This is a genomic window from Lutimaribacter pacificus (genome assembly GCF_900142185.1).
GTDB classification, from domain to species: Bacteria; Pseudomonadota; Alphaproteobacteria; order Rhodobacterales; family Rhodobacteraceae; genus Lutimaribacter; species Lutimaribacter pacificus.
Genome location: NZ_FQZZ01000001.1, coordinates 1,217,193 through 1,238,170, shown reverse-complemented (window position 1 = coordinate 1,238,170; position 20,978 = coordinate 1,217,193). Strand labels below are relative to the sequence as shown.

The 20,978-nt window shown below is 65.0% G+C and carries 21 protein-coding genes and 1 pseudogene; 13 read left to right on the top strand and 9 right to left on the bottom strand.

Annotated features, from left to right (window positions below; translation table 11 throughout):
• On the top strand, positions 1 to 408 hold a 408-nt coding region (locus tag F3H87_RS21945; RefSeq protein ID WP_223227971.1), incomplete at its 5' end, for a hypothetical protein.
• Positions 409 to 831: 423 nt separating this feature from the next.
• On the opposite strand, the gene F3H87_RS21780 is transcribed toward F3H87_RS21945, so the two are convergent.
• The 5 genes from F3H87_RS21780 to F3H87_RS06035 all read right to left on the bottom strand — a co-directional run bounded on the left by F3H87_RS21780 (position 832) and on the right by F3H87_RS06035 (position 4,259).
• Positions 832 to 1,002: a hypothetical protein gene (locus tag F3H87_RS21780; protein ID WP_188129113.1), complete on the bottom strand. Its 171-nt coding sequence runs from the start codon at positions 1,000 to 1,002 to the stop codon at positions 832 to 834.
• Entirely contained in the window at positions 995 to 1,141 is a 147-nt protein-coding gene (locus tag F3H87_RS21775) for a hypothetical protein (protein WP_188129114.1), read from the bottom strand. Before F3H87_RS21775 ends, F3H87_RS21780 begins: the two co-directional genes overlap by 8 nt.
• 245 nt (positions 1,142 to 1,386) lie before the next feature.
• Positions 1,387 to 1,902: a hypothetical protein gene (locus tag F3H87_RS06045; RefSeq protein ID WP_149785954.1), complete on the bottom strand. Its 516-nt coding sequence runs from the start codon at positions 1,900 to 1,902 to the stop codon at positions 1,387 to 1,389.
• A gap of 197 nt (positions 1,903 to 2,099) precedes the next feature.
• Complete coding sequence (locus F3H87_RS06040; protein WP_149785955.1) at positions 2,100 to 3,077, bottom strand: IS1595 family transposase; 978 nt, start codon at positions 3,075 to 3,077, stop codon at positions 2,100 to 2,102.
• A gap of 111 nt (positions 3,078 to 3,188) precedes the next feature.
• Entirely contained in the window at positions 3,189 to 4,259 is a 1,071-nt protein-coding gene (locus tag F3H87_RS06035; protein WP_188129115.1) for a site-specific integrase, read from the bottom strand.
• A gap of 119 nt (positions 4,260 to 4,378) precedes the next feature.
• Here F3H87_RS06035 and dusA point away from each other — a divergent pair, with 119 nt between their 5' ends.
• Positions 4,379 to 5,392 carry a tRNA dihydrouridine(20/20a) synthase DusA gene (gene dusA, locus F3H87_RS06030; protein ID WP_149785956.1) on the top strand — a complete coding sequence of 338 codons (1,014 nt, stop codon included), beginning with the start codon at positions 4,379 to 4,381 and terminating at the stop codon, positions 5,390 to 5,392.
• A gap of 373 nt (positions 5,393 to 5,765) precedes the next feature.
• A complete protein-coding gene (locus F3H87_RS06025; RefSeq protein WP_149785957.1) occupies positions 5,766 to 6,584 on the top strand; it encodes a sulfite exporter TauE/SafE family protein in 819 nt (272 codons plus the stop codon).
• Positions 6,585 to 6,722: 138 nt separating this feature from the next.
• Here the strand turns inward: F3H87_RS06025 and F3H87_RS06020 are convergent, their stop codons facing one another.
• The 3 genes and pseudogenes from F3H87_RS06020 to ccmI form a co-directional block, all read right to left on the bottom strand.
• Positions 6,723 to 6,953 carry a DUF1289 domain-containing protein gene (locus tag F3H87_RS06020; protein WP_149785958.1) on the bottom strand — a complete coding sequence of 77 codons (231 nt, stop codon included), beginning with the start codon at positions 6,951 to 6,953 and terminating at the stop codon, positions 6,723 to 6,725.
• A complete protein-coding gene (gene ruvX, locus F3H87_RS06015; RefSeq protein WP_149785959.1) occupies positions 6,950 to 7,426 on the bottom strand; it encodes a Holliday junction resolvase RuvX in 477 nt (158 codons plus the stop codon). Before ruvX ends, F3H87_RS06020 begins: the two co-directional genes overlap by 4 nt.
• A gap of 296 nt (positions 7,427 to 7,722) precedes the next feature.
• Positions 7,723 to 8,940, bottom strand: a pseudogene (gene ccmI / locus F3H87_RS06010) (c-type cytochrome biogenesis protein CcmI); the annotation flags it as partial.
• A 195-nt stretch (positions 8,941 to 9,135) separates the two neighbouring features.
• Here ccmI and F3H87_RS06005 point away from each other — a divergent pair.
• From F3H87_RS06005 to rarD, 8 genes are all read left to right on the top strand, one after another.
• The gene (locus F3H87_RS06005) at positions 9,136 to 10,380 is read left to right on the top strand and encodes a sarcosine oxidase subunit beta family protein (protein ID WP_149785961.1); all 1,245 of its coding nucleotides are present in this window, start codon (positions 9,136 to 9,138) and stop codon (positions 10,378 to 10,380) included.
• A gap of 190 nt (positions 10,381 to 10,570) precedes the next feature.
• A complete protein-coding gene (locus tag F3H87_RS06000) occupies positions 10,571 to 10,819 on the top strand; it encodes a hypothetical protein (RefSeq protein WP_149785962.1) in 249 nt (82 codons plus the stop codon).
• A gap of 111 nt (positions 10,820 to 10,930) precedes the next feature.
• A complete protein-coding gene (locus F3H87_RS05995) occupies positions 10,931 to 11,260 on the top strand; it encodes a sarcosine oxidase subunit delta (protein WP_149785963.1) in 330 nt (109 codons plus the stop codon).
• On the top strand, positions 11,257 to 14,274 hold the full coding sequence (locus F3H87_RS05990; RefSeq protein WP_149785964.1) for a sarcosine oxidase subunit alpha family protein: 3,018 nt from the start codon (positions 11,257 to 11,259) through the stop codon (positions 14,272 to 14,274). Before F3H87_RS05995 ends, F3H87_RS05990 begins: the two co-directional genes overlap by 4 nt.
• Positions 14,267 to 14,845, top strand: coding sequence for a sarcosine oxidase subunit gamma (locus F3H87_RS05985; RefSeq protein WP_149785965.1), 579 nt, complete (start codon positions 14,267 to 14,269; stop codon positions 14,843 to 14,845). The genes F3H87_RS05990 and F3H87_RS05985 overlap by 8 nt, the downstream gene beginning before the upstream one ends.
• Before the next feature lie 138 nt (positions 14,846 to 14,983).
• Positions 14,984 to 15,586 carry a superoxide dismutase gene (locus tag F3H87_RS05980; protein ID WP_149785966.1) on the top strand — a complete coding sequence of 201 codons (603 nt, stop codon included), beginning with the start codon at positions 14,984 to 14,986 and terminating at the stop codon, positions 15,584 to 15,586.
• A gap of 182 nt (positions 15,587 to 15,768) precedes the next feature.
• A complete protein-coding gene (locus F3H87_RS05975) occupies positions 15,769 to 16,224 on the top strand; it encodes an ester cyclase (RefSeq protein WP_149785967.1) in 456 nt (151 codons plus the stop codon).
• Between the two features lie 63 nt (positions 16,225 to 16,287).
• The gene (gene rarD / locus F3H87_RS05970; RefSeq protein WP_223227970.1) at positions 16,288 to 17,199 is read left to right on the top strand and encodes an EamA family transporter RarD; all 912 of its coding nucleotides are present in this window, start codon (positions 16,288 to 16,290) and stop codon (positions 17,197 to 17,199) included.
• On the opposite strand, the gene F3H87_RS05965 is transcribed toward rarD, so the two are convergent.
• Positions 17,151 to 17,705 (bottom strand): LOG family protein, encoded by a 555-nt coding sequence (locus tag F3H87_RS05965; protein WP_149785968.1) that lies wholly within the window; start codon positions 17,703 to 17,705, stop codon positions 17,151 to 17,153. The two genes, rarD and F3H87_RS05965, sit on opposite strands and share 49 nt — an antisense overlap.
• Positions 17,706 to 17,810: 105 nt before the next feature.
• Between F3H87_RS05965 and F3H87_RS05960 the strand changes: the two genes are divergently transcribed.
• Positions 17,811 to 19,037, top strand: coding sequence for a LysM peptidoglycan-binding domain-containing protein (locus F3H87_RS05960; RefSeq protein ID WP_149785969.1), 1,227 nt, complete (start codon positions 17,811 to 17,813; stop codon positions 19,035 to 19,037).
• A gap of 71 nt (positions 19,038 to 19,108) precedes the next feature.
• Complete coding sequence (locus tag F3H87_RS05955; RefSeq protein WP_149785970.1) at positions 19,109 to 20,932, top strand: ABCB family ABC transporter ATP-binding protein/permease; 1,824 nt, start codon at positions 19,109 to 19,111, stop codon at positions 20,930 to 20,932.
• Positions 20,933 to 20,978: the final 46 nt, after the last annotated feature.

Genomic DNA, 20,978 nt, shown 5'->3' with positions numbered 1-20,978 from the left:
GACTTCAATCTCGGGTCTGAACTTATGGTCGGCCATAAGGTCGGACTTAGCACCGACGCTGAAACCCCGTCAGACGGCCTCCACCGGAGGCATACGGACAACAGGATGCACCAAGACATCGGCGCTCACTTCCGCCTATTGGCGGTCGCGTATTTTCGGTACCTCGAAGCGGAACGAAGCCTGAGGACCGCATTGGACGAGGCGCATGGCTACTTCCCGATCGGTACCGCGCCGCATCCCGGCACGCTCGGCGCGCCAGGGTCGTATGTTCGACGTCAGCGCGAGTCGCGCGACCAGGCGTTGCTCCGATTACAGTCTTGTCATGCGAAATACAGAGCCGCGAAGGCGCGCCTCGCACGAAGACAAGCGATGCGAAGGGAAATTCGTCTTCTGAGCGTGCGATTTTGAGGGGGAAGGCTCGTCGGAGAGAGTTCACAATTTTCGCAGCCTGTTGTCCTGTGTTCCAAGGCGCATCCCAGGGCATTCCCGGAAACTCTCGCTTCTGTCATCAGCACTTGACCACTGGAGTATCGGGTCGAGACCCAAGGCGTCAGAGACGTTTGGGCCGTTTGTGTGTGCGGATCATGTGCACAGGGCGTATCGGCGGGCTCCTCTGCAGTGGAGAAAGCTGAGATCGCCTAGCCCGCACTCTTTCACGCCGCACCTGCCAATTCTACGCCGCAACCCGCGGGACCACCCTCTCGACTAACCGCAGAAATCGTGAGTTGCGAGCCCCCGCAGCCAACGATGCAACTGATAATTTGAAAGCAGCTTGGCTGGTGTTTGGCCTATTTGAGCCTTTTTCAAAGGCGATTGTATATTTGACAAACCCTAGTCGCGTTGAAAGAAGACGATAGCCGCGCCGACAAGAAATACCGCTGCAACAATTCTGCCATCACCGTCGCTCACATCCGACGGGTCCAGCCAGAATCCGTTAAATCCGGGGTCATACCAAGACATTAACCCCAGCACTGCGAACCCGCCTGAAATAGCCTTATTCATCGGCATCCTTCTTCTCGCTTGGCTTCTGCTTCACCAGCTTCTTCAGCTTCTTCTCAAACCGCTCTTCGTCGTCGTCCGTCCCTAGCTGGCGGGCGGCTTCTTTGAAGCGTTCTAGTTGGTCTTTCTGTTCGGTGCTCATAGCGCCCTCTCATTGACTTTCTCGTCCTTCAAACGTACGTAAGGAGAGCGAAGCGAACAAGGTTTGGACCCGTTGCCGCTTCGCTCTCCTGCTCCCTTGTGGAGGGGGAGATACGTCTGATCCCCTTATGGAAGGGGGGTAGGAGCGGATGAGGGGAATCGAACCCCCGGTAGGCAGACTGGGAAGAACGCTACCACACCAAGTCACCCGCAAATCTTCGCCCGGCCCTGTGCCGGGCGTTACCTTTAGAACGGCACCTCATCTTCTACGTTGCCAGTGTCGATGCGGAATCCCTTTGACTCAATGTCATCCTTGAGCAGGTCATCAAATTCATCCGGCTCACTTGTGGTGTAGACGCCCTTCTTGCCATCCACACTCCAAACCATCGACATGCGATACAGCTTGTTCTGGATAAAACGGCGTTTCTGACTGACTTTGAATTTCCGGTAAAGACCGACCAAGATTTGGTCCAGAGTGGCTTCGCCGCCGTAAGCGTTGATCACCGTGACAAGCTGGTCCTCAAGTTCATCAGACTTGGCGATGGACAGTTCTTCCAGCAATTCGGGGGGCAAATCGTGTACGTTGCCAAGGTCGGGCGGCAGTGCCGAGGTTAGGCCGTACAAGCGAACCAATTCGTCTTTCGCGGCCTCAAGCGCGGTCGCGAAATTGGCGAACTTGTCCTTCCATTGGGGATTGGCGGTTTCGGCTTGCTCGCGAAAAAACGCAGCTATCCTGTTGACGGACTCGACGTGTTCCGGCATGATGAACTCCATATATAGCAGGGGTAATGGACTGCAATCCGACCCCAGAGAGGACCACACCACATGGTGTGGTCCTTCTCATTTCACCAACAATACACGGATTCGCTAAGTGCGCAACCACTCAGTTGCGCGCTCTGCGTTTTCTCGGCTTCCATCGCTGGTTTCGCCGCGCTTTTCGCTTGCCGCAGTTTGTGCTTCTAGATTGCTTCTGGCTGTGCTGCGTCAGGCCCGGCATAGGTGAGGCGTTTGCCAGAAGTGCTGCGGAGAAGGATGACGGAGCGATTCATGTCGTCAATTTCGTGCGCCGCGCGATTGTTGTAACGGAACTCAAACTCAGCCGCGTAGCGGTGCAAGTGCTTCTTCGCGCAGTGCTGATAAACACCTTTCATGCCGCGCTTGAAGATGCTGAAATAACCCTCAATCGTGTTGGTGTGAACAGAGCCGCGACCGTATTCACCCTGACCGTGGCGCACAAAATCATGGCCCGCAAAATCGCGGCTCAGAAACTTATACTGGCCCGCTTCATCGGTGTAGACCACGGCTTCCTTGGCGATATTCTCTTGCAGGATCGGCAGTAGCGTTGCGGTTTTCAGATCGTCCACGACCATGCTCTTGGCGCGGCCAGTGTTGCGATCCACCAGCGTCAGCAGCTTGTGCTTGTGAGCGTAGCCACGGCCCTTCTTGGAGCCATGCGGCTTAACCGTGCGGTCATTGCCGATGAACGTTTCGTCAACCTCTACCGCGCCGCCACCGGAGCCGAAATCAACAGCGCCATCGCTACGCATGGCTTCGCGGATGCGGTGCGCCATAAACCAGGCGCTCTTGTGCGTGATTTCCAGAACGCGGTGAAGCTGGTGGGCGCTGATGCCCTTCTTGCTGGATACCATCAGGTGAATGGCTTGCAGCCACTTGTGCATTTCAATGTGGCTTTCCTCGAAGATAGTGCCCTTGCGAACGGTGAACTGCTTGCGGCACTCACGGCACTTCCATAGGCCAAAACGTTCTTTGCCATCCGGGTTCTTCTTGCTCGGCTTTGTGCGGACACCTTCAAGGCGGTAGGCGCGGTCCACAACTCCGCAATGCGGGCAAACCGGACCATCGGCCCAGAGGATGCTTTCAACGTGCGCGAATGCTGCGGCTTCGTCGTGCATGTAGGGTTTGCTGAGAACGGACATTGCTTGCTCCTATCGTCTTGATAGGAATATAGGTTGTCAGTTTGGGTTTGTCAAATATACAATCACCTTTTCAAAGGGTCAGGCTGGCGAGCCTTCAGCGAGGTTGGGAACTCAGTCTCTGTCGATCGCAAGTTGCAGGCCGGGCCAGCTTGCATATTTATCGCCGGTTTCGCGGATGTGCGTATAGCGTTTGAGGCTAACCCAAGACCTGTGTCCACTGACAGCAGCGACATGGGGAATGTTCCAACCCATCTCGAACAGGCGTGAGATGCCTTCATGGCGCAGGTCGTGGAAGTGCAGATCCTCGATCCCGAGCAGTTTGCAAGCGCGAGTGAAGTTGGCCGTAATCGCGTCTGGCGAGTAGGGGAAGATCTCAGCCTTGCTCTTGCGCATACTGTTGATGATCCGAATGGCCTCCTCGGGCAAATCGACCCAGGTATCGTTTCCGAGCTTTTCGCCGGGATGCTTCATGTCACGGATCAGGATGCGCTTGTGCTCCTTCTGGAAATCATCCCAGGTGAGTCGGGTGATCTCTGCCTGTCGGCGCGTCGAGAAGAGAGCGAACACGATCACCTTGTGCATGGGCATGGCCTGAGGCGTTCTCTGGCGCCGATCAATGAAATGAGCCAGCAGCCGGTCGAGTTCATCGAGGGTGGGCCTGCGGTTCCGCTGCGCGGAACGGGAGATGATCCCCATACGGCGCGCGACGGTGATCGCGTCTCTCATCTCCCGATCATCCAGCCGAAAGTCCCACATCGGCCGTGCTATGGCGAATATGGAGGCGAGATGGCTGGCGTAGTTCCCGACGGTTTGCGGTTGTCCGGGCAGAGACTGAAGGAACTCGATGATATCCTTCGACTTGATGGTGGAACAGGGCAGATTGGCGATCGGGTAGGTGGCGATGGTCCTGAGGACCTGGGCCTTTGTGCGACCGATGTCCTTCACCGTTTCTTCGGTGTAGCGCTCGATCGCTTTGGATAGCGGAGGGTCAGATACGTTCAGCCCTTCCAACGCACCAGGCTTTGCTAGCTCCTTCTCGCGCTTCTTTATCCAGGTGGTCGCAGCTGGGCGTCTGTCAAAAGTCTTCGTCTCGTGATAGACGGTTCCCTCGCGCATCACTCGTACACGTGCCCTGTAACTGTGACTTCCATCCTTGCGCTTGCGTGTGGTGATCGAGCCCATGACGGTCTCCCCATTTGGTCCACGGAATTGTATTTGGTCCACGGGACCAAATCCAGTGTCAAAATCGACAAATTTGGTCCATAATGAGCGGAAACGAGACGAACTGTAGGTGCCTGTAAGTGACAGAAAAGAATGAAAAACTAGAGATTTCAACGGCCTCCCGCCTGTCCGTTGCACCCATGATGGACTGGACCGACCGGCATTGCCGCTATTTTCACCGGCTGATCAGCGGGCGGGCGCTGCTTTATACCGAGATGGTGACGGCCCCTGCGCTGGTGCGGGGCGGTGCCCTGCATCTGCTTGATTTCAAAGAAGAAGAACATCCCGTCGCGCTGCAACTCGGCGGCTCGGACCCGCGCGAACTGGCACAGGCGGCACGGTTTGGGGCGGAGCGCGGGTATGACGAGATCAACCTTAATTGCGGCTGTCCCAGCGACCGGGTGCAGTCGGGCACGTTCGGGGCGGTGCTGATGAAATCGCCCGCGCTGGTGGCCGATTGCGTGCGCGCGATGCGGGACGCGGCGGATATCGACGTGACGGTGAAATGCCGCATCGGCGTCGACGATCAGACCCCCGAGGACGTGTTGCCCGAATTTCTGTCACAGGTCGTCGCCGCAGGGTGCGAGAGGGTGACGATCCATGCCCGCAAGGCGTGGCTTCAGGGCTTGTCGCCGAAAGAGAACCGGGACATTCCGCCCTTGGATTACGACCTTGTGCAGCGCATGAAGATGCTGTTCCCGAACCTGCATATCTCGATCAACGGTGGCGTCGAAAGCATTGAAGACGCTGTGAAATTGCTTGAGGCCGGGCTGGACGGCGTGATGGTCGGGCGGGCCGCCTATCACCGGCCCTGGGATATCCTTGCCCGTGCGGATGCGCTGGTCTACGGCGATCCGCCTGCCACCAAAGATCCCGCCGATATCGTCCATGCGATGCTGCCCTATATCGAGGCACATCTGCGCGCGGGCGGCCGTTTGCACCAGGTCACGCGACACATGCTGGGGCTGTTCCACGGTCGCCCCGGCGCGCGGCAATGGCGGCGGGTGCTGTCGGAACGCGGCACCGCCGACGGGGCCGGACCCGAGGTGCTGGAGGCCGCGCTGGAGGCCGTGGGGATCGCCCGCGCCGCCTGACCGGGTATATTTACGCGGCCCTGGAATATGCGGAAACCGCGCAGTTTGGGGAGGAAACCGCGCGATTCCCGACTGAAAAAGCTATGCACCCTGCCCGGAACAGCCGCGCAGCGGCCCGGGCATCGCACGGCCGCCCCCTGGCCGGGCGATTGGCTGCCGCCAGTGCCACGGTCTGAGGTAGGATGTGGCTGCGGGATAAAGTGACCGCAACAAGTGTCGGATCGCCCGACCGCGGCCCTGCGTTGCCCTTCTGTTGCGAATACTCCGAACACCTCGCATAGCCACCGCCCGCAACGAAAATACCGCGTCGCCGCTCTGGCCTTCGGCGGCGGTGCGGTGTACCGCTTGCGCGCGTGATCAGGGGGACGTGCCGATGCCGGATACCATGCTGCTGCTTGAGATGTTTCTGCTGCTTGTCGTGATCGGTGGTTTCGCCGGGGTGCTGGCCGGGTTGCTGGGGGTCGGCGGGGGTATCGTGCTGGTGCCCGCGTTCTTTTACACCTTCAAGACGCTCGGCTATGACGGGCCGCAGCTGATGCAGGTCTGCCTGGCGACCTCGCTGGCGACCATCGTGGTGACCTCGGTGCGCTCGGTGCTGACGCATAACAAGCGTGGCGCGGTCGATTGGGGTATCCTGCGCGGCTGGGGCCCCGGGATCGCCATCGGTGCGCTGATCGGGGTGCTGGTGGCGGCCGCGCTGCGTTCGGTCGTGCTGCAGGGGATCTTCGGCGTGCTGGGGCTGGTGATCGGGGCCTATCTCGGGCTGGGGCGGTCGCACTGGCGACTGGGGCAGGAGATGCCCAAGGGCATTGCCCGCCTGATCGTGTCGCCGCTGGTGGGTTTCCTGTCGGCTCTGATGGGGATCGGCGGGGGCAGTTTCGGCGTGCCGCTGATGAGCCTTTTCAACACACCGATCCACCGCGCCGTTGCCACCGCCGCCGGGTTCGGCGTGATCATCGCGGTGCCTTCGGTGATCGGGTTCCTGTTTCTCGACGTGGCCGATGCGCCGCCCTTTACGCTGGGCGCGGTGAACGGGCCGGCCTTTGCCATCGTCATCGCCATGACGCTGATCACCACGCCGGTCGGCGTGAATCTGGCGCACCGGATGGACGCGGCGCGGCTGCGGCGGGTGTTCGCGGTGTTCCTGACGCTCGTGGCGCTCAACATGCTGCGCAAGGCGCTGGGATACTGAGGGTCGGCCTGTGGCCGCTTGAATAGGGCGTTCAACAGAGGGCTCGCCCGGCCGGGGGGCGGCCGTGCGATGCCCGGGCCGCTTTGCGGCTGTTCCGGGCTGGGTGCGACGTTTGACCGGCGGTGGAAGACCCCTGGCTCAGCCCTTGAACCGCGCGGCGCGGCCGCCGCGGCGTTTGGCCAGTCGGGGGGCGCGGGCGGGCAGGGCGTCGATCACGGCGCGGCGCTCCGCGGATGTCATGCGCGACCAGCGGGCGATCTCGTCGACGGTGCGGTAACAGCCGATGCAGATCCGTTCCCCGGGATGCACGACACAGACCTTCACGCAGGGCGATTCCACCTCGTCGCGTTTCCAGATATCGTCATTCACGGGTCTGCCCTCAGATGTCTCAGCCGGTCCAACGCCCCCTGAAGGATATAAGAGGCGGCCACGTGGTCGATGACCTCGGCGCGACGTTTTCGGGTCGTATCCGCCTCGAGCAGGGCTTTTTCGGCGGCCACGGTGGACAGGCGCTCGTCCCAGAAACCGATGGGCAGGTCGGTCAGGCGGGCGAGGTTGCGGGCAAAGGCGCGGGTCGACTGGCAGCGCGGGCCCTCGGTGCCGTCCATGTTGCGCGGCAGGCCAAGGACCAGCCCGCCGATGTTGCGGGCCGACAGGATCGCCAGCAGTTTTTCGGCATCCTGCCCGAATTTCCTGCGCCTTATGGTTTCCAGCGGCGTGGCGACCGACAGGAAGGTGTCGGACACCGCCACGCCGATCGTGCGCTCGCCCAGGTCGAGCCCCGCGACTGCCTGCATCGGCGGCAGGGCGGCGGCGAAATCCTCGATCCCGTCGCAGATCATTCCGACAGGCCCGCGGCGCGGGCGGCATCGCGGAGCAGGGCCAGCGCGTCGGCATCGCCGTCAAAGGCCGCGCGGGCGCTGTCATAGGCGCCTTGCGCGCCCTCGGTATCGCCCAGCACGCCGTAGGAGCTGATCAGCCGGGCCCATTCCTGCGCGCTGCCGCCATCGGCGTTCAACCGCTCGGCCAGGCCGCTGACCATGGTGCGGATCATCTCCTGCCGGTCGTCGGATGTCAGGCTGGCGGCATTTTCCACGTCCTCGGCCGACGGGCCGGGCAGGGCGGGGGCGGTGCCGGTCAGACCGGCCTGTTCGGCGGCCGCGCGCACGGTGGCCAGCATCTGCGGGCGGGCTTCGAACACCTGCTGCGCCTCGGCCCAGATGGCAGAGGCGCGGGCGGTGTCGCCCAGCTGCCCCAGCGCCGCGATCAGCCGCGCCCAGTCCTCGGCGGTGCCGCCCTGGGTGGCCAGCCGGTTCATCAGCCGGTCGACCATGCCGCGCACCATCTCCTGCCGTTCCTCGGGGGTCATGTCGGCAGCGTTCTCGATATCCCCGGCGGTGGGGCCGGGCAGCGAGTCAAGCTCGGGCAGGGTGTAGTTCACCCCGGCGCGGGCGGCCATATCCTCGATCTGGCCGCGGATCGGGGCGATCCAGGGCGCATCGGCCGGCCCCTCGCGCATCAGCCCGTCCCATGTGCGGAACGCCTGGTCGGGCCGGCCGGTCTGCGCCGCCATCAGCCCCATGTAATACCGCGCCGTGCCGTTGCGCGGATCGCGCGCAAGCGCGGCGCGCAGGGCGGTCTCGGCCTCGGGCGAGACATAGCCGCCGGCGGCCAGCACCATCATGTCGGCGTAATCGGCATAGTCCTGCGCGCTGGCCTCGGTGCCCTTGATCGACAGCACCGCGCCCTGCGCCTCGTAGGCGGCTTTGAAGTTGCCCAGCACGGCCTCGTTCCGGGCCAGCAGGGTCTGGCCCTGCAGGTCGGCGGGGCGTTCGGCCACGGCCTCGCGCAGGCGCTTGACCAGTTCGGTGTATTCCTCGGACGGGGGCTGCGGCGGCGCGGGCAGGGTGACCTGCGCCTCGACCTGTTCCTGCGTGGGGCGGTTTTCACGCAGCTCGCGGGCGGTTTCGATCCGCGAACTCAGCCCAAGGTCGCCGTATCCGGGTGCCCCGAGCTGCCAGTAAAGCCCCACGGCACCCGCCACCAGCGCGGCGCCGGCGCCCACCGCCACCGCGCGCGACACCCCGGCGGGCTGGTCGCCCGCGGTTTCGGCCTGCTGCAACTGCGCGTCTGCGGCAAGGATGCGGCGCGATATCTCGGCGCGGATACGGTCGGCATCCTCGGGCCCGATGACGCCGCGGGCAAGGTCGCGGTCGACCTCTTTGAGCTGGTCGCGATAGACCCGCAGGTCATAGGCGGCGGGATGTTCCGCCTCGCGCCGCCCGCGCACCAGGACAACCGCCAGACTCCCGGCAACCGCCAGGGCCAACACACCGATGAGTATCCAGAACAGCATTGTGCCTCCGTCAGACTGGCCTTTCATGTATAGGCGCGGGCGCGGGCGAAAAAGGGGTATTCTGACGCAGGTGGCGCCCATGTCGCAACCACGCCGTATTGTGACGTTTCGAAACGCGGGCGAAATGCGGTTAGGGTTCAGTAAGCACTCAGGAAATCCGCCGGGGATTCGCCTGCCGCGAAAATGGGGCACCGCATGAAACGATATTCCGCCTTTGCCGTCGCGCGCGAGGCCGCGCGCTTTCACACCGGATGGGAACGGGCGTGGAAAAGCCCCGAGCCCAGGAAGACATACGATGTGATCATTGTCGGCGCGGGCGGGCACGGGCTGGCCACCGCCTATTACCTGGGGCGCAATTTCGGCATCACCAACGTGGCGATCCTTGAAAAAGGCTGGCTGGGCGGCGGCAACACGGGGCGGAACACGACGATCATCCGCTCGAACTACCTGCAGGACCCGTCGGCGGCGATCTACGAGAAGGCGCGCAGCCTGTACGAAGATCTGAGCCAGGACCTGAACTACAACGTCATGTTCAGCCCGCGCGGCGTGATGATGCTGGCCCAGACCGAGCACGAGGTGCGCGGCTACCTGCGCACCGCCCATGCCAATGCGCTGCAGGGGGTGGAAACACGGTTCATCCAGCCCGACGAGGTGAAGAAGCTGGTGCCGATCATCAATATCGACGGGCCGCGCTATCCGGTGCTGGGCGCGCTGTGGCAGCCGCGCGGCGGCACCGCGCGGCACGACGCGGTGGCCTGGGGCTATGCGCGGGCCTGTTCCGACATGGGCATGGACGTGATCCAGAAATGCGAGGTCACGGGCGTAAGGCAGGAGGGCGGCAAGGTCACCGGCGTCGAGACCAGCCGCGGCGCGATCGGCTGCAACAAGCTGGGCATCGTGGTGGCGGGCCATTCCGGCGTGCTGGCCGAGATGGCCGGGTTCCGGCTGCCCATCGAATCCGTGGCGTTGCAGGCATTGGTCAGCGAACCGGTCAAGCCCTGCATGGACGTGGTGGTGATGGCCAACACGGTGCATGGCTACATGAGCCAGTCGGACAAGGGCGAGATGGTGATCGGCGGCGGCGCGGACGGCTTCAACAACTATACCCAGCGCGGCAGCTTCCACCATATCGAGGAAACTGTCAGGGCGCTGATCGAAACCTTCCCGATGATTTCCCGGCTCAAGATGCTGCGGCAATGGGGCGGGATCGTGGACATGACCGGCGACCGCTCGCCCATCCTGTCGAAGACGCCGCTGGAAAACTGCTTCATCAACTGCGGCTGGGGCACCGGCGGGTTCAAGTCGATCCCCGGTTCGGGCTGGGGATTCGCCGAGCTGATGGCGCGCGGGCACTCCAGCCTGTGCGAGGATTTTTCGATGTTCCGCTTCCGCGAGGGCAAGTTCATCGACGAAAGCGTGGCCGCGGGGGTGGCGCATTGATGCGCCGGGCGGCAGTGGCGGGGCGGTTCCCCGCGACTCGCGCGGCGGGCGCCGAATCGGCAGGGCTTGGCCGATCGCAACCCCCTGAATTCGCGGCAAATGGCGCAAAATACCGGGGGATTCCCGCTCATTCTTCCTTTGGGGCGGCAAGCGTCCCATGTCTGGGTCAGACTGGAAAGGAGGAAACCCCATGTCGAATTTTGACTACGACACCCGGCTGCAGGGCAAACCGGAACTGTCCACGGGAACCGGCGCGTTTGGCTGGCTCCTTGCCCTGCTGGCCGTGCTGGCCATCATCGTTCTGGTGGCTTCGCTCGGCACGGTCGGCAGCGGAACCGGCCCGGACGGCGGGGCGGGGGCGACAAACCCCGTCGCGGAAACACCTGTGCCCGCCGATCCGGCAACCGAAGCCGCACCTGCGGCCCCGGCCGCAGACTGAACTGAACCAAGAACCGAAACATGCGGGCTGGCGCCTTGTGGCGCCGGCCCGTTTGTCATGCGCGAAGATCATGGCCGCGCAGGACATCACCAGCGGGAAGGTAGATGCGCCATGCTGATCCTGGAATGCCCCTGTTGCGGCGTCCTTGCCGATGAAACCGAGCTTGCCCCCGGCGGCGAGGCGCATCTGAAACGGTTCGGTCCGGGCGCGTCCGACGACGAATTCGAGGGCTACCTGTTCATGCGCGAAAACCCGAGGGGCGTGCATTTCGAACGCTGGCGGCACGTCAACGGCTGCGGCAAGTGGTTCCACGCGGCGCGCGACACCAGCACGCTCGAGGTGTTCGGCACCTATCCGGCGCAGACCACCGAACCGCCCAGGGACATCAGGGACAGGATCTCGGCCAGGCGGCCGGGCTGGACGTGGAGAGAATTCGCATGAGCACGCGTCTTGCAAAGGGTGGCCGGCTGCTGAACCGTGCCAAAAGGGTCAATTTCACCTTCAACGGGCAGCACCTGACGGGGCTTGAGGGCGATACGCTCGCCTCGGCGCTGCTGGGTGCGGGGCAGATGATGGTGGGCCGGTCGTTCAAGTATCACCGCCCGCGCGGCATGGTGGCGTCGGGGGCCGAAGAGCCCAACGCGCTGGTGAACCTCGGGACCGGCAACCGGCTGGAGCCGAACCAGCGCGCCACCACGACCGAGCTGTTCGAGGGGCTGAGCGCCACCAGCCAGAACCACTGGCCCAGCCTGGAATTCGACGTGGGCGCGGTGAACAGCTGGTTCAGCCGCTTTCTGCCCGCCGGGTTCTATTACAAGACCTTCATGTATCCGCGCGCCTTCTGGAAGCATGTCTACGAGCCCTTCATCCGGCAATCGGCGGGCCTTGGCCGCGCGCCCGAGGCGCATCTGCGCGACGAGGATACCTATGAGCATTTCCATGCTTTCGTCGATGTTCTGGTGATCGGCGGCGGCGTGGCCGGGCTGCAGGCGGCGCTGACCGCCGGCCGCGCGGGCGCGCAGGTGCTGCTGATCGAGCAGACCGCCCATTGGGGCGGGCGCGCACCTGTCGATGGCGGCACGGTCGACGGCAAGCCTGCGGATGCGTTCGTCGCGGCCGCGCTGGCCGAGATGCGGGGCATGAAGAACGTCACCCTGCGCACCCGCTGCATGGGTGCGGGCGTCTACGATCACGGCTATGTGCTGGCCTATGAGCGCGTCAGCGACCACGCGCCCGGCACGCCCGGCCCGCGCCACCGGCTGTGGCGGCTGCGCTGCAGGCAGGTGATCACCGCCACCGGCGCGATCGAGCGGCCGCTGTCCTTCGCGGGCAACGACATCCCCGGCGTGATGCTGGCCGGTGCGGTGCGCGATTACGCGGTGAATTACGGCGTTTCCATCGGCGACCGCACAATTGTCGTGACCAACAATGACGACGCCTATCGCACGGCGATCACGCTGAAAGAGCTTGGATTGGAGGTGCCCGCCATCATCGACGCCCGCGCGGGCGGCGGCGGGGCACTGGCCGAGCAGGCGCGCGCGCTTGGCATCCGGGTGGAAACCGGCAAGGGCGTGGCCAGGGTGAAGGGCGGCAAGCGGGTCGAGGGCGTGGCGATCTGCGCACAGGCCGGCGAGGGCGCGGTGCTGGAAGAAATCAAATGCGACGCGGTCGCCATGTCGGGCGGCTGGTCGCCCGTGGTGCACCTGTGGTCGCATTGCGGCGGCAAACTGGTCTGGGACGAGGCGCAGGCGATGTTCCGCCCCAACGCCGACGCGCCGCCCACCGGGGCGGCGGGCGAGCCCTTTGTCATCCCGGCGGGCAGCGCGAACGGATACCTGGGGCTGGGCGATGTGCTGACCGATGCGGATGCGGCGGGCATGGCGGCGGCAAAGGCCGTGGGGGCAAAACCGAAGAAAACCGATGCCCCCAAGGGCGAAACGCCCGAAGAGGCCGCGATCGAGCCGGTGTGGCTGATGCCGCAGGGCGCGCATGTCAAACTGCGGATGAAGGCGTGGCTGGATTTCCAGAACGACGTGAAGGTCAGCGATATCCAGCTTGCCGCGCGCGAGGGGTTCGAATCGGTCGAACACGCCAAGCGATACACCACGCTGGGCATGGCCACCGATCAGGGCAAGCTGAGCAATATCAACGGCCTGGCGATCCTGTCCGATGCATTGGGCCAGCCGATTCCGCAGACCGGGACGACCACCTTCCGCCCGCCCTATACGCCGATCTCGATGGGGGCCATCGGCGGCGAGGCGCGCGGCAAGGTGTTCCAGCCGCTCCGCCGCACGCCGCTGCAGGACTGGCACGAGGCGCAGGGCGCGCATTTCGAGCCGGTCGGCCATTGGCGGCGGCCCTATTGCTATCCGCGCGCCGGGGAAACCCACGCGCAGGCGGTGGCGCGCGAGATTACCCAGACGCGCGGCTCGCTCGGGCTGCTGGATGCCTCGACGCTGGGCAAGCTGGTGGTCACCGGGCCGGATGCGGGGAAATTCCTCGACATGCTCTATACCAACATGATGAGCACGCTCAAACCCGGGCGCTGCCGCTACGGGCTGATGTGCAGCGAAAACGGTTTTCTGATGGACGATGGCGTGGTGGCGCGGATCGGCGACGACAGTTTCCTGTGCCACACCACCACCGGCGGGGCCGAGCGCATCCATGCCCATATGGAGGAATGGCTGCAGACCGAATGGTGGGACTGGCAGGTTTACGTCGCCAACGTGACCGAGCAATACGGCCAGATCGCCGTGGTCGGCCCCGATGCGCGCAAGGTGCTGGAAAAGCTGGGCGGCATGGACGTGTCGAAGGATGCGCTGCCCTTCATGGCCTGGGCGGATGGCGAACTGGCGGGCATTTCTTGCCGGGTCTACCGCATCTCGTTCTCGGGCGAGCTGTCCTATGAAATCGCGGTGGATGCGGGACAGGCCCGCGCGCTGTGGGACAAGCTGCTGGAGGCGGGGATGGAATTCAACGTCATGCCCTATGGCACCGAGGCGCTGCACGTGATGCGGGCCGAAAAGGGCTTTATCATGATCGGCGACGAAACCGATGGCACGGTGATCCCGCAGGATCTGGGCCTCGACTGGGCGATTTCGAAGAAGAAGGACGATTTCATAGGCAAGCGCGCGCAGCAGCGCAGCCACATGACCGACCCCGCAAGGTGGAAGCTGGTGGGGCTGGAAACGGTGGATGGCAGCGTGCTGCCCGATGGCGCCTATGCGGTGGCGGATGGCGACAATGCCAACGGCCAGCGCAACGTGCAGGGGCGCGTAACCTCGACCTACCATTCGCCGACGCTGGGGCGCGGCATCGCGATGGGCCTGGTGCTGAACGGGCCCGACCGGATGGGCACGGTGATCGACTTCCCCGGCACCGACGGCAAGACCTACAGGGCAACGATCGTGGACCCGGTATTCTACGACAAGGACGGGGAGAAGCAGAATGTCTGAGGCAGTCAGCGCATTGAACGGCCAGTCCTTTGTCGGGATCGTGAAGATCGAAGAGGCCGGACCGCAGGGCATGATCACCCTGCGCGGCGATGCGGGCGCGGCCGCGCTGCAAAAGGCCGCGCGCGACGTCGCGGGGGTGGATATGCCCGGCATCCGGGGGATCGCCGCGGCCGGCGACCGCGCGATCGCGTGGATGTCGCCGGACGAATGGCTGATCCTGCTGCCCCATGCGCAGGCGCATGAGGGGGTGGCGACGCTGCGCACGGCACTGGCGGGCACGCATCACCTGGCCGAGAACGTGTCGGACGCGCGGGCGCTGTTCCGTGTGACCGGTGAGCCCGCGCGCCTGCGCGAGGTGCTGGCCAAGCTGGCGCCCGCCGACCTGCATCCCGACCGCTTCGGCACGGGCGAGATGCGGCGCACCCGGCTGGCGCAGGTGCCCGCCGCGATCTGGCTGGACAGCGCGGGCGAGGCGCGGGTGATCTGTTTCCGCTCGGTCGCGTCCTACGTGTTCGATCTTTTGTCGGTGGCCGCCGCACCCGGCAGCGAAGTCGGGTTTTTCGACGCCTGATCAAACCCTTGTCCCCCGGTCCTGATACGGGCCGGGTGGCAGGATCATGCCGCCTGCCGGTATCATGCGGGGTTGACGAGACCGCCCGCGCGGCCCACTTATCCCCCAACGGAAACCGCAACGAGGGGGTATATGCCCATGTCTTTCGAACTTCCCGATCTTCCCTATGCCCATGACGCCCTGGCCGATCTGGGCATGTCCAAGGAAACGCTGGAATATCACCATGACCTGCACCACAAGGCCTATGTCGACAACGGCAACAAGCTGATCGCCGGCACCGAGTGGGAGGGCAAGCCTGTCGAAGAGATCGTCAAGGGTACCTACCAGTCGGGCGCCGTGGCGCAGAACGGTATCTTCAACAATGCCAGCCAGCACTGGAACCACGCCCAGTTCTGGGAAATGATGGGCCCGGGCGAAAAGAAGATGCCCGGCGCGCTGGAAAAGGCCCTGACCGAGAATTTCGGCTCGGTCGACAAGTTCAAGGAAGATTTCGCCGCCGCCGGTGCAGGCCAGTTCGGTTCGGGCTGGGCGTGGCTGGTGCAGGAGGCCGACGGCAGCCTGAAGGTCACCAAGACCGAGAACGGCGTGAACCCGCTGTGCTTTGGCCAGACCGCGCTGCTGGGCTGCGACGTGTGGGAGCATTCCTACTACATCGATTTCCGCAACAAGCGCCCGGCCTACCTGACCAACTTCCTGGACAAGCTGGTGAACTGGGAAAACGTCGCCTCGCGCATGGCGTGAGTTTCGCGCAACAGATGTATCGGAAAACCCGTCCGGCAGGGCGGGTTTTTCATTTTTGCAATGCCCGGTCTATTGTCCTTTCCCCGGCGCGCTGGTTCTTTACGTGACGCGAGGTTCGGGTAACGAGTGTGTTTGTTCGCGTTATGTCATAGTGTGGGCTGTCTTCTGTTGGGGAGGGGACAATGTCTTTGGTTGAGCGTACCGAAACGCTGGTTCGCGGTATCTGGGAACATGCGGATGACGGCGCCGTGCGCCGGATGTTCACGGCGGATGCCGAGATTCGCGGGCTTGAGGATATGGATCTGATGGGGCCGGACGAATTCGCGGCCTTTCACCGGATGATCCTGCGGCAGTTTACCGATATCCGTATCAGCGACGTGACCGGCATCGAACAGGATGACCGCGTCGCGCTGACCTTCCGGGTCGAGGCGATGGACGCGCTGCGCCACCGCCCCGTCGCCGTCAGCGCCTATCTGATGGTGCGCTATCGCGGCGACCGGATCTGCGAGGGGCGGAACCTGCTGGACCTGATATCGCTGTTCGAACAGGCCGGCCGGCTGCCGCAGCGCACGCGCGACATGTGCCTGCTGGGGCATGAGCTGGGCCTGACCTCGGTCAGCGGGCGGCGCGCGCATTAACCCGCGCTGGCCTGTGTCGCGCGGGCTTGCTATGGCAGGGCATCGGCGGTTCGGGGGGCGGGCATGAAAAGCGAGGCGGCGCGCGGCATAGCGGCAATGGTGGCGGCCTGCACGGTCTGGGGGCTGTCGCCGCTTTATTACAAGCTGCTGGAACATATCCCCCCGATCGAGATACTGGCCCATCGCACGCTGTGGTCGGTGCTGTTCTTTACGCTGGTGCTGGCCGGGCAGGGGCGGTTGTCGCAACTGCGCGCGGCGCTGGGAACGTGGCGGTCGCGGGCGATCGTGGGCTTTGCCGCGCTGATGATCTCGACCAACTGGTTCGTGTTCATCCTGTCGATCCAGATCGGCCGCGTGACCGAGGCCAGCCTGGGCTATTACCTGTTCCCGCTGGTGGCGGTGGCGCTGGGACGGCTGGTGTTCGGCGAAAGGCTGGACCGGGCGCAGGGCACCGCGGTGGCGCTGGCGGTGCTGGCGGTGGCGCTGCTGAGCCGGGGGCTGGGCGTGGCGCCATGGATCGCGCTGATCCTGTCGGGCAGTTTCGGCCTTTATGGCGTGGTGAAAAAGCGGCTGGATGCCGGGCCGGTCGTGTCGGTCACCGCCGAGGTGCTGCTGCTGGCGCCCGTCGCCATCGCCATCCTTGCCGTCACCCATGCCACGCCGGGCGGCGGGGCCTATGGCCGCGACATGTGGGACAGCGCCCTGCTGATGATTTCGGGCGTGATCACCGGCGCGCCGCTGATCCTGTTTTCCTACGCCACGAAACGGGTGCGGCTGGGCACGGTGGGGCTGGTGCAATACCTGAACCCGACGCTGCAATTCCTGGTGGCCGTGTTGATCTTCGGCGAGGCGTTCGGCCGCTGGCACGCCATCGCCTTCGCTCTGATCTGGGCCGCGCTGGCGATCTATACGCTGGCGACCTGGCGTCAGGACAGGGCCGCGCGCAGGGCGGCGGTCAGCGTCGGCACGTCCTGAACCACGCGGACGAAATCGCGCAGCGAGGGTTCGGCGAAGCCCTGGTCGATCACGTGGTCGATCAGCCCGACCAGCGGCTGCCAGAACCCGTCGGTATCCAGCAGGAAGATCGGCTTGGCATGAAGGCCGAGCTGCCGCCATGTCAGCACCTCGAAGAATTCGTCCAGCGATCCGGCGCCGCCGGGCAGCACCACGATGGCGTTGGAGTTCATGAACATGACCTTCTTACGCTCGTGCATGTTCTCGGTCACGATGAACTGGCTCAGGTCGCGCTTGCCGACCTCGGCCTGCATCAGGTGCACGGGGATCACGCCGAATGTCTGCCCGCCGGCATATTGCGCGGCGCGCGCCACCAGCCCCATCAGCCCCACGTCGCCCGCGCCGTAGACCAGCCGCCAGCCATTGTCGGCCAGCGCGTATCCCAATGCCTCGGCATCCCCGGCATAGGCGGGGTTGGCCCCGGCGCGTGATCCGCAATAGACACAGACGGAAGGTTGGATCGTCATAGGCGTGCTCCGGGCGTAATGTGGTTTTGACCCGTGATAGCTCTGTTGCTACAGTCCCTCAACCGCGTTCGCACGCGGGCCTGGGGAAAGTCGCAAAGGCGGAAAATGAGCAAATTGGCAAACCTCTCGGGACCGGGGGCAGTGGTGGCCGGGGGTATCGTTGCGCTTGCCGCGGTGGCGATCGGCGTGGCGCTGTGGGGGCGGCTCGACGCACCGCCCGCGCCGCAGGACGTGGCCGAGCCCCCCGCCGCGGGGACCCCTGCGCCCGAGGCCGCCCCGGCGCCCGAAACACAGGCGACGCCCACCGCGCCCGAAACCCCCGAGATGCCCGAGGCGACCGCCCCGCAACCGCCCAGCTTTGCGGTTGTGCGGGTCGAATCCGACGGGTTTGCGCAGGTGGCGGGCAACGCCCAGCCCGGCGGCCGGGTCGAGCTGCTGCTGGATGACGAGGTGATCGGCGAGGCCACCGCCGGATCGGATGGCAGTTTCGCCGCGCTGCTCGACCTGCCGCCCTCGGCCAATCCCCGGCTGATGCGCCTGCGCATGACCCATGATGGCGCGGCGCTGCAATCCGAGCAGGAGGTCATCATCGCCCCCAGCGCAACCCCGCCTGCCGAAACCGGGGTTGCGGCAGCGCCGCAGGCTGCGGACCCCGTGGACGAGGCAACGGCGCAACCGGACGACACCGGCGCACAACCCGCGCCCGAACCCGCCGAGACCGTTACCGCCACGGCACCACCCGCCAGCGCGACACCGGAGGATACCGCCGATACCGCCGGGGACAGCCCCGCCGTGCTGCTGTCGGACGCCGGGGGCGTGCGGGTGCTGCAACCGGGCGCGGCGGCCGGGGCGGCCACGCCCGAGGTCATGTCCTCGGTCGCCATCGACGCCATCACCTATTCCGATAGCGGCGCGGTGGAACTGACCGGGCGCAGCCCCGGCGAGGGCTTCGTGCGCGTCTACCTGGACAACGCGCCGGTCACCACCTCGCGCGTGGCCCCCGACGGAAGCTGGCGCAGCGAGCTGCCGCAGGTCGATGCCGGGGTCTATACCCTGCGGGTCGACCAGGTGGGCGCGGACGGCGCGGTGATCAGCCGCGTCGAAACGCCGTTCAAGCGCGAGGACAGCGCGGTCCTGGCCGAGGCGACGCGCGACACCGGCACCCCGGTCGCCGTGATCACCGTGCAGCCGGGCAACACGCTCTGGGCCATCGCGCGCGACCGCTATGGCGAGGGCATGGCCTTCGTCAAGGTGTTCGAGGCCAACCGCGACCGCATCCGCGACCCCGACCTGATCTATCCCGGGCAGGTGTTCGACCTGCCCGACGAGTGACGCGCCGCCCCGTCTGGCCTTTCCGGCAAAAGCCCCATATCACCGGGGCAAAAGCAGACACCGGGGCATTCATGCGCAAACGCCATACCGCGAGCGAGGAAGAACTGAAGCGGGCCGAGCAGCGATCGGGCTGGCGGACGATCCGCAAGGTTGCGCCCTATCTCTGGCCCGACGACAAGCCGTGGGTAAAGCGCCGCGTGGTGCTGGCGCTGCTGGCGCTTCTGGCGTCCAAGCTGATCGCGGTCTATACGCCGATGCTTTACCGGGACGCGGTGGATGCGCTGGCGGGCGAGGGCGTGCCGATGCTGGCGCTGGGGGCGGTGGGGCTGACCGTGGCCTATGGCATGGCGCGGCTGATGACCAACGGGTTCCAGCAATTGCGCGATGCGCTGTTCGCTGCCGTGGGCCAGCGCGCGCTGCGCCAGCTTGCGCTGGAAACCTTTACCCATATCCACCGCCTGTCCATGCGCTATCACATCACGCGCAAGACCGGCGGGCTGAGCCGGATCATCGAACGCGGGGTCAAGGGCGTCGATTTCCTGCTGCGCTTTCTGCTGTTCAGCATCGGCCCGCTGGTGCTGGAACTGGTGCTGATCGCGGGTATCCTGTTCTTCCTGTTCGACGTCTGGTACCTGGCGGTCGTGGCGCTGACCATCGCGGTCTATGTCTGGTTCACCTTCGCCGTCACCGAATGGCGGGTGAAGCTGCGGCGCGAGATGAACGACCAGGACACCGACGCCAACCAGAAGGCGATCGACAGCCTGCTGAATTTCGAAACCGTCAAGTATTTCGGCGCCGAGTCGCGCGAGGCCGCGCGATACGACAAGGCGATGGAGGGGTATGAGCGCGCGGCGCTGCTGACCTCGTATTCGCTGTCCTTCCTGAATTTCGGGCAAAGCTTCCTGATCACCGGCGGGCTGGTGATCGTGATGGTGATGGCGGCCATGGGCGTGCAGAACGGCGCGCTGACGGTGGGCGATTTCGTGATGGTCAACGCCTACATGATCCAGATCACCATGCCGCTGAACTTTCTCGGCACCGTATACCGGGAAATCCGCCAGAGCCTTGTGGACATGGGCGAGATGTTCGATCTTCTGGAACAACCCTCCGAGATTGCCGACAAGCCCGGTGCATCCGCGCTGAAGGTCGGTGGCGGGCGCGTGACGCTGGATGCGGTCGAATTTGGCTACGATCCCGAACGCCCGATCCTCAAGGGCGTGTCGCTGGACGTGGCGCCGGGGCAGACGGTGGCGATCGTGGGGCCCTCGGGGTCGGGCAAGTCGACCATCGGGCGGCTGCTGTTCCGGTTCTACGACGTGGGCGGCGGGGCGCTGCGGATCGACGGGCAGGACGTGCGCGACGTCACCCAGGACAGTCTGCACGACGCGATCGGCGTGGTGCCGCAGGACACCGTGCTGTTCAACGACACGATCCGCTACAACATCGCCTATGGCCGCGACGGTGCGACCGAGGGGGAGGTCATCGCCGCCGCGAAATCGGCGCAGATCCACGATTTCATCATGGGGCTGCCGCAGGGCTACGACACGGCGGTGGGCGAGCGCGGACTGAAACTGTCGGGCGGCGAGAAACAGCGCGTCGGGATCGCGCGCACGCTGCTGAAAAACCCGCCGATCTTGTTGCTGGACGAGGCGACCAGCGCGCTGGACACCGAGACCGAGCGCGAGATCCAGGGCGCGCTGCGCCGCGCGGGCGAGGGGCGCACGGTGCTGACCATCGCGCACCGGCTGTCGACCATTGCCGATGCCGACCGCATCATCGTGCTGGAGGACGGGCGCATCGCCGAGCAGGGCACCCATGCCGACCTGCTGGCCGCCCGGGGCCGGTACTGGAGCCTGTGGCAGCGCCAGGCCGCCGAGCAGGAGGACGCGGCGTAGGGTGGTGGCGGAGGGTTAGGCGGGGGCCGATATCTCAGCTTGAGCG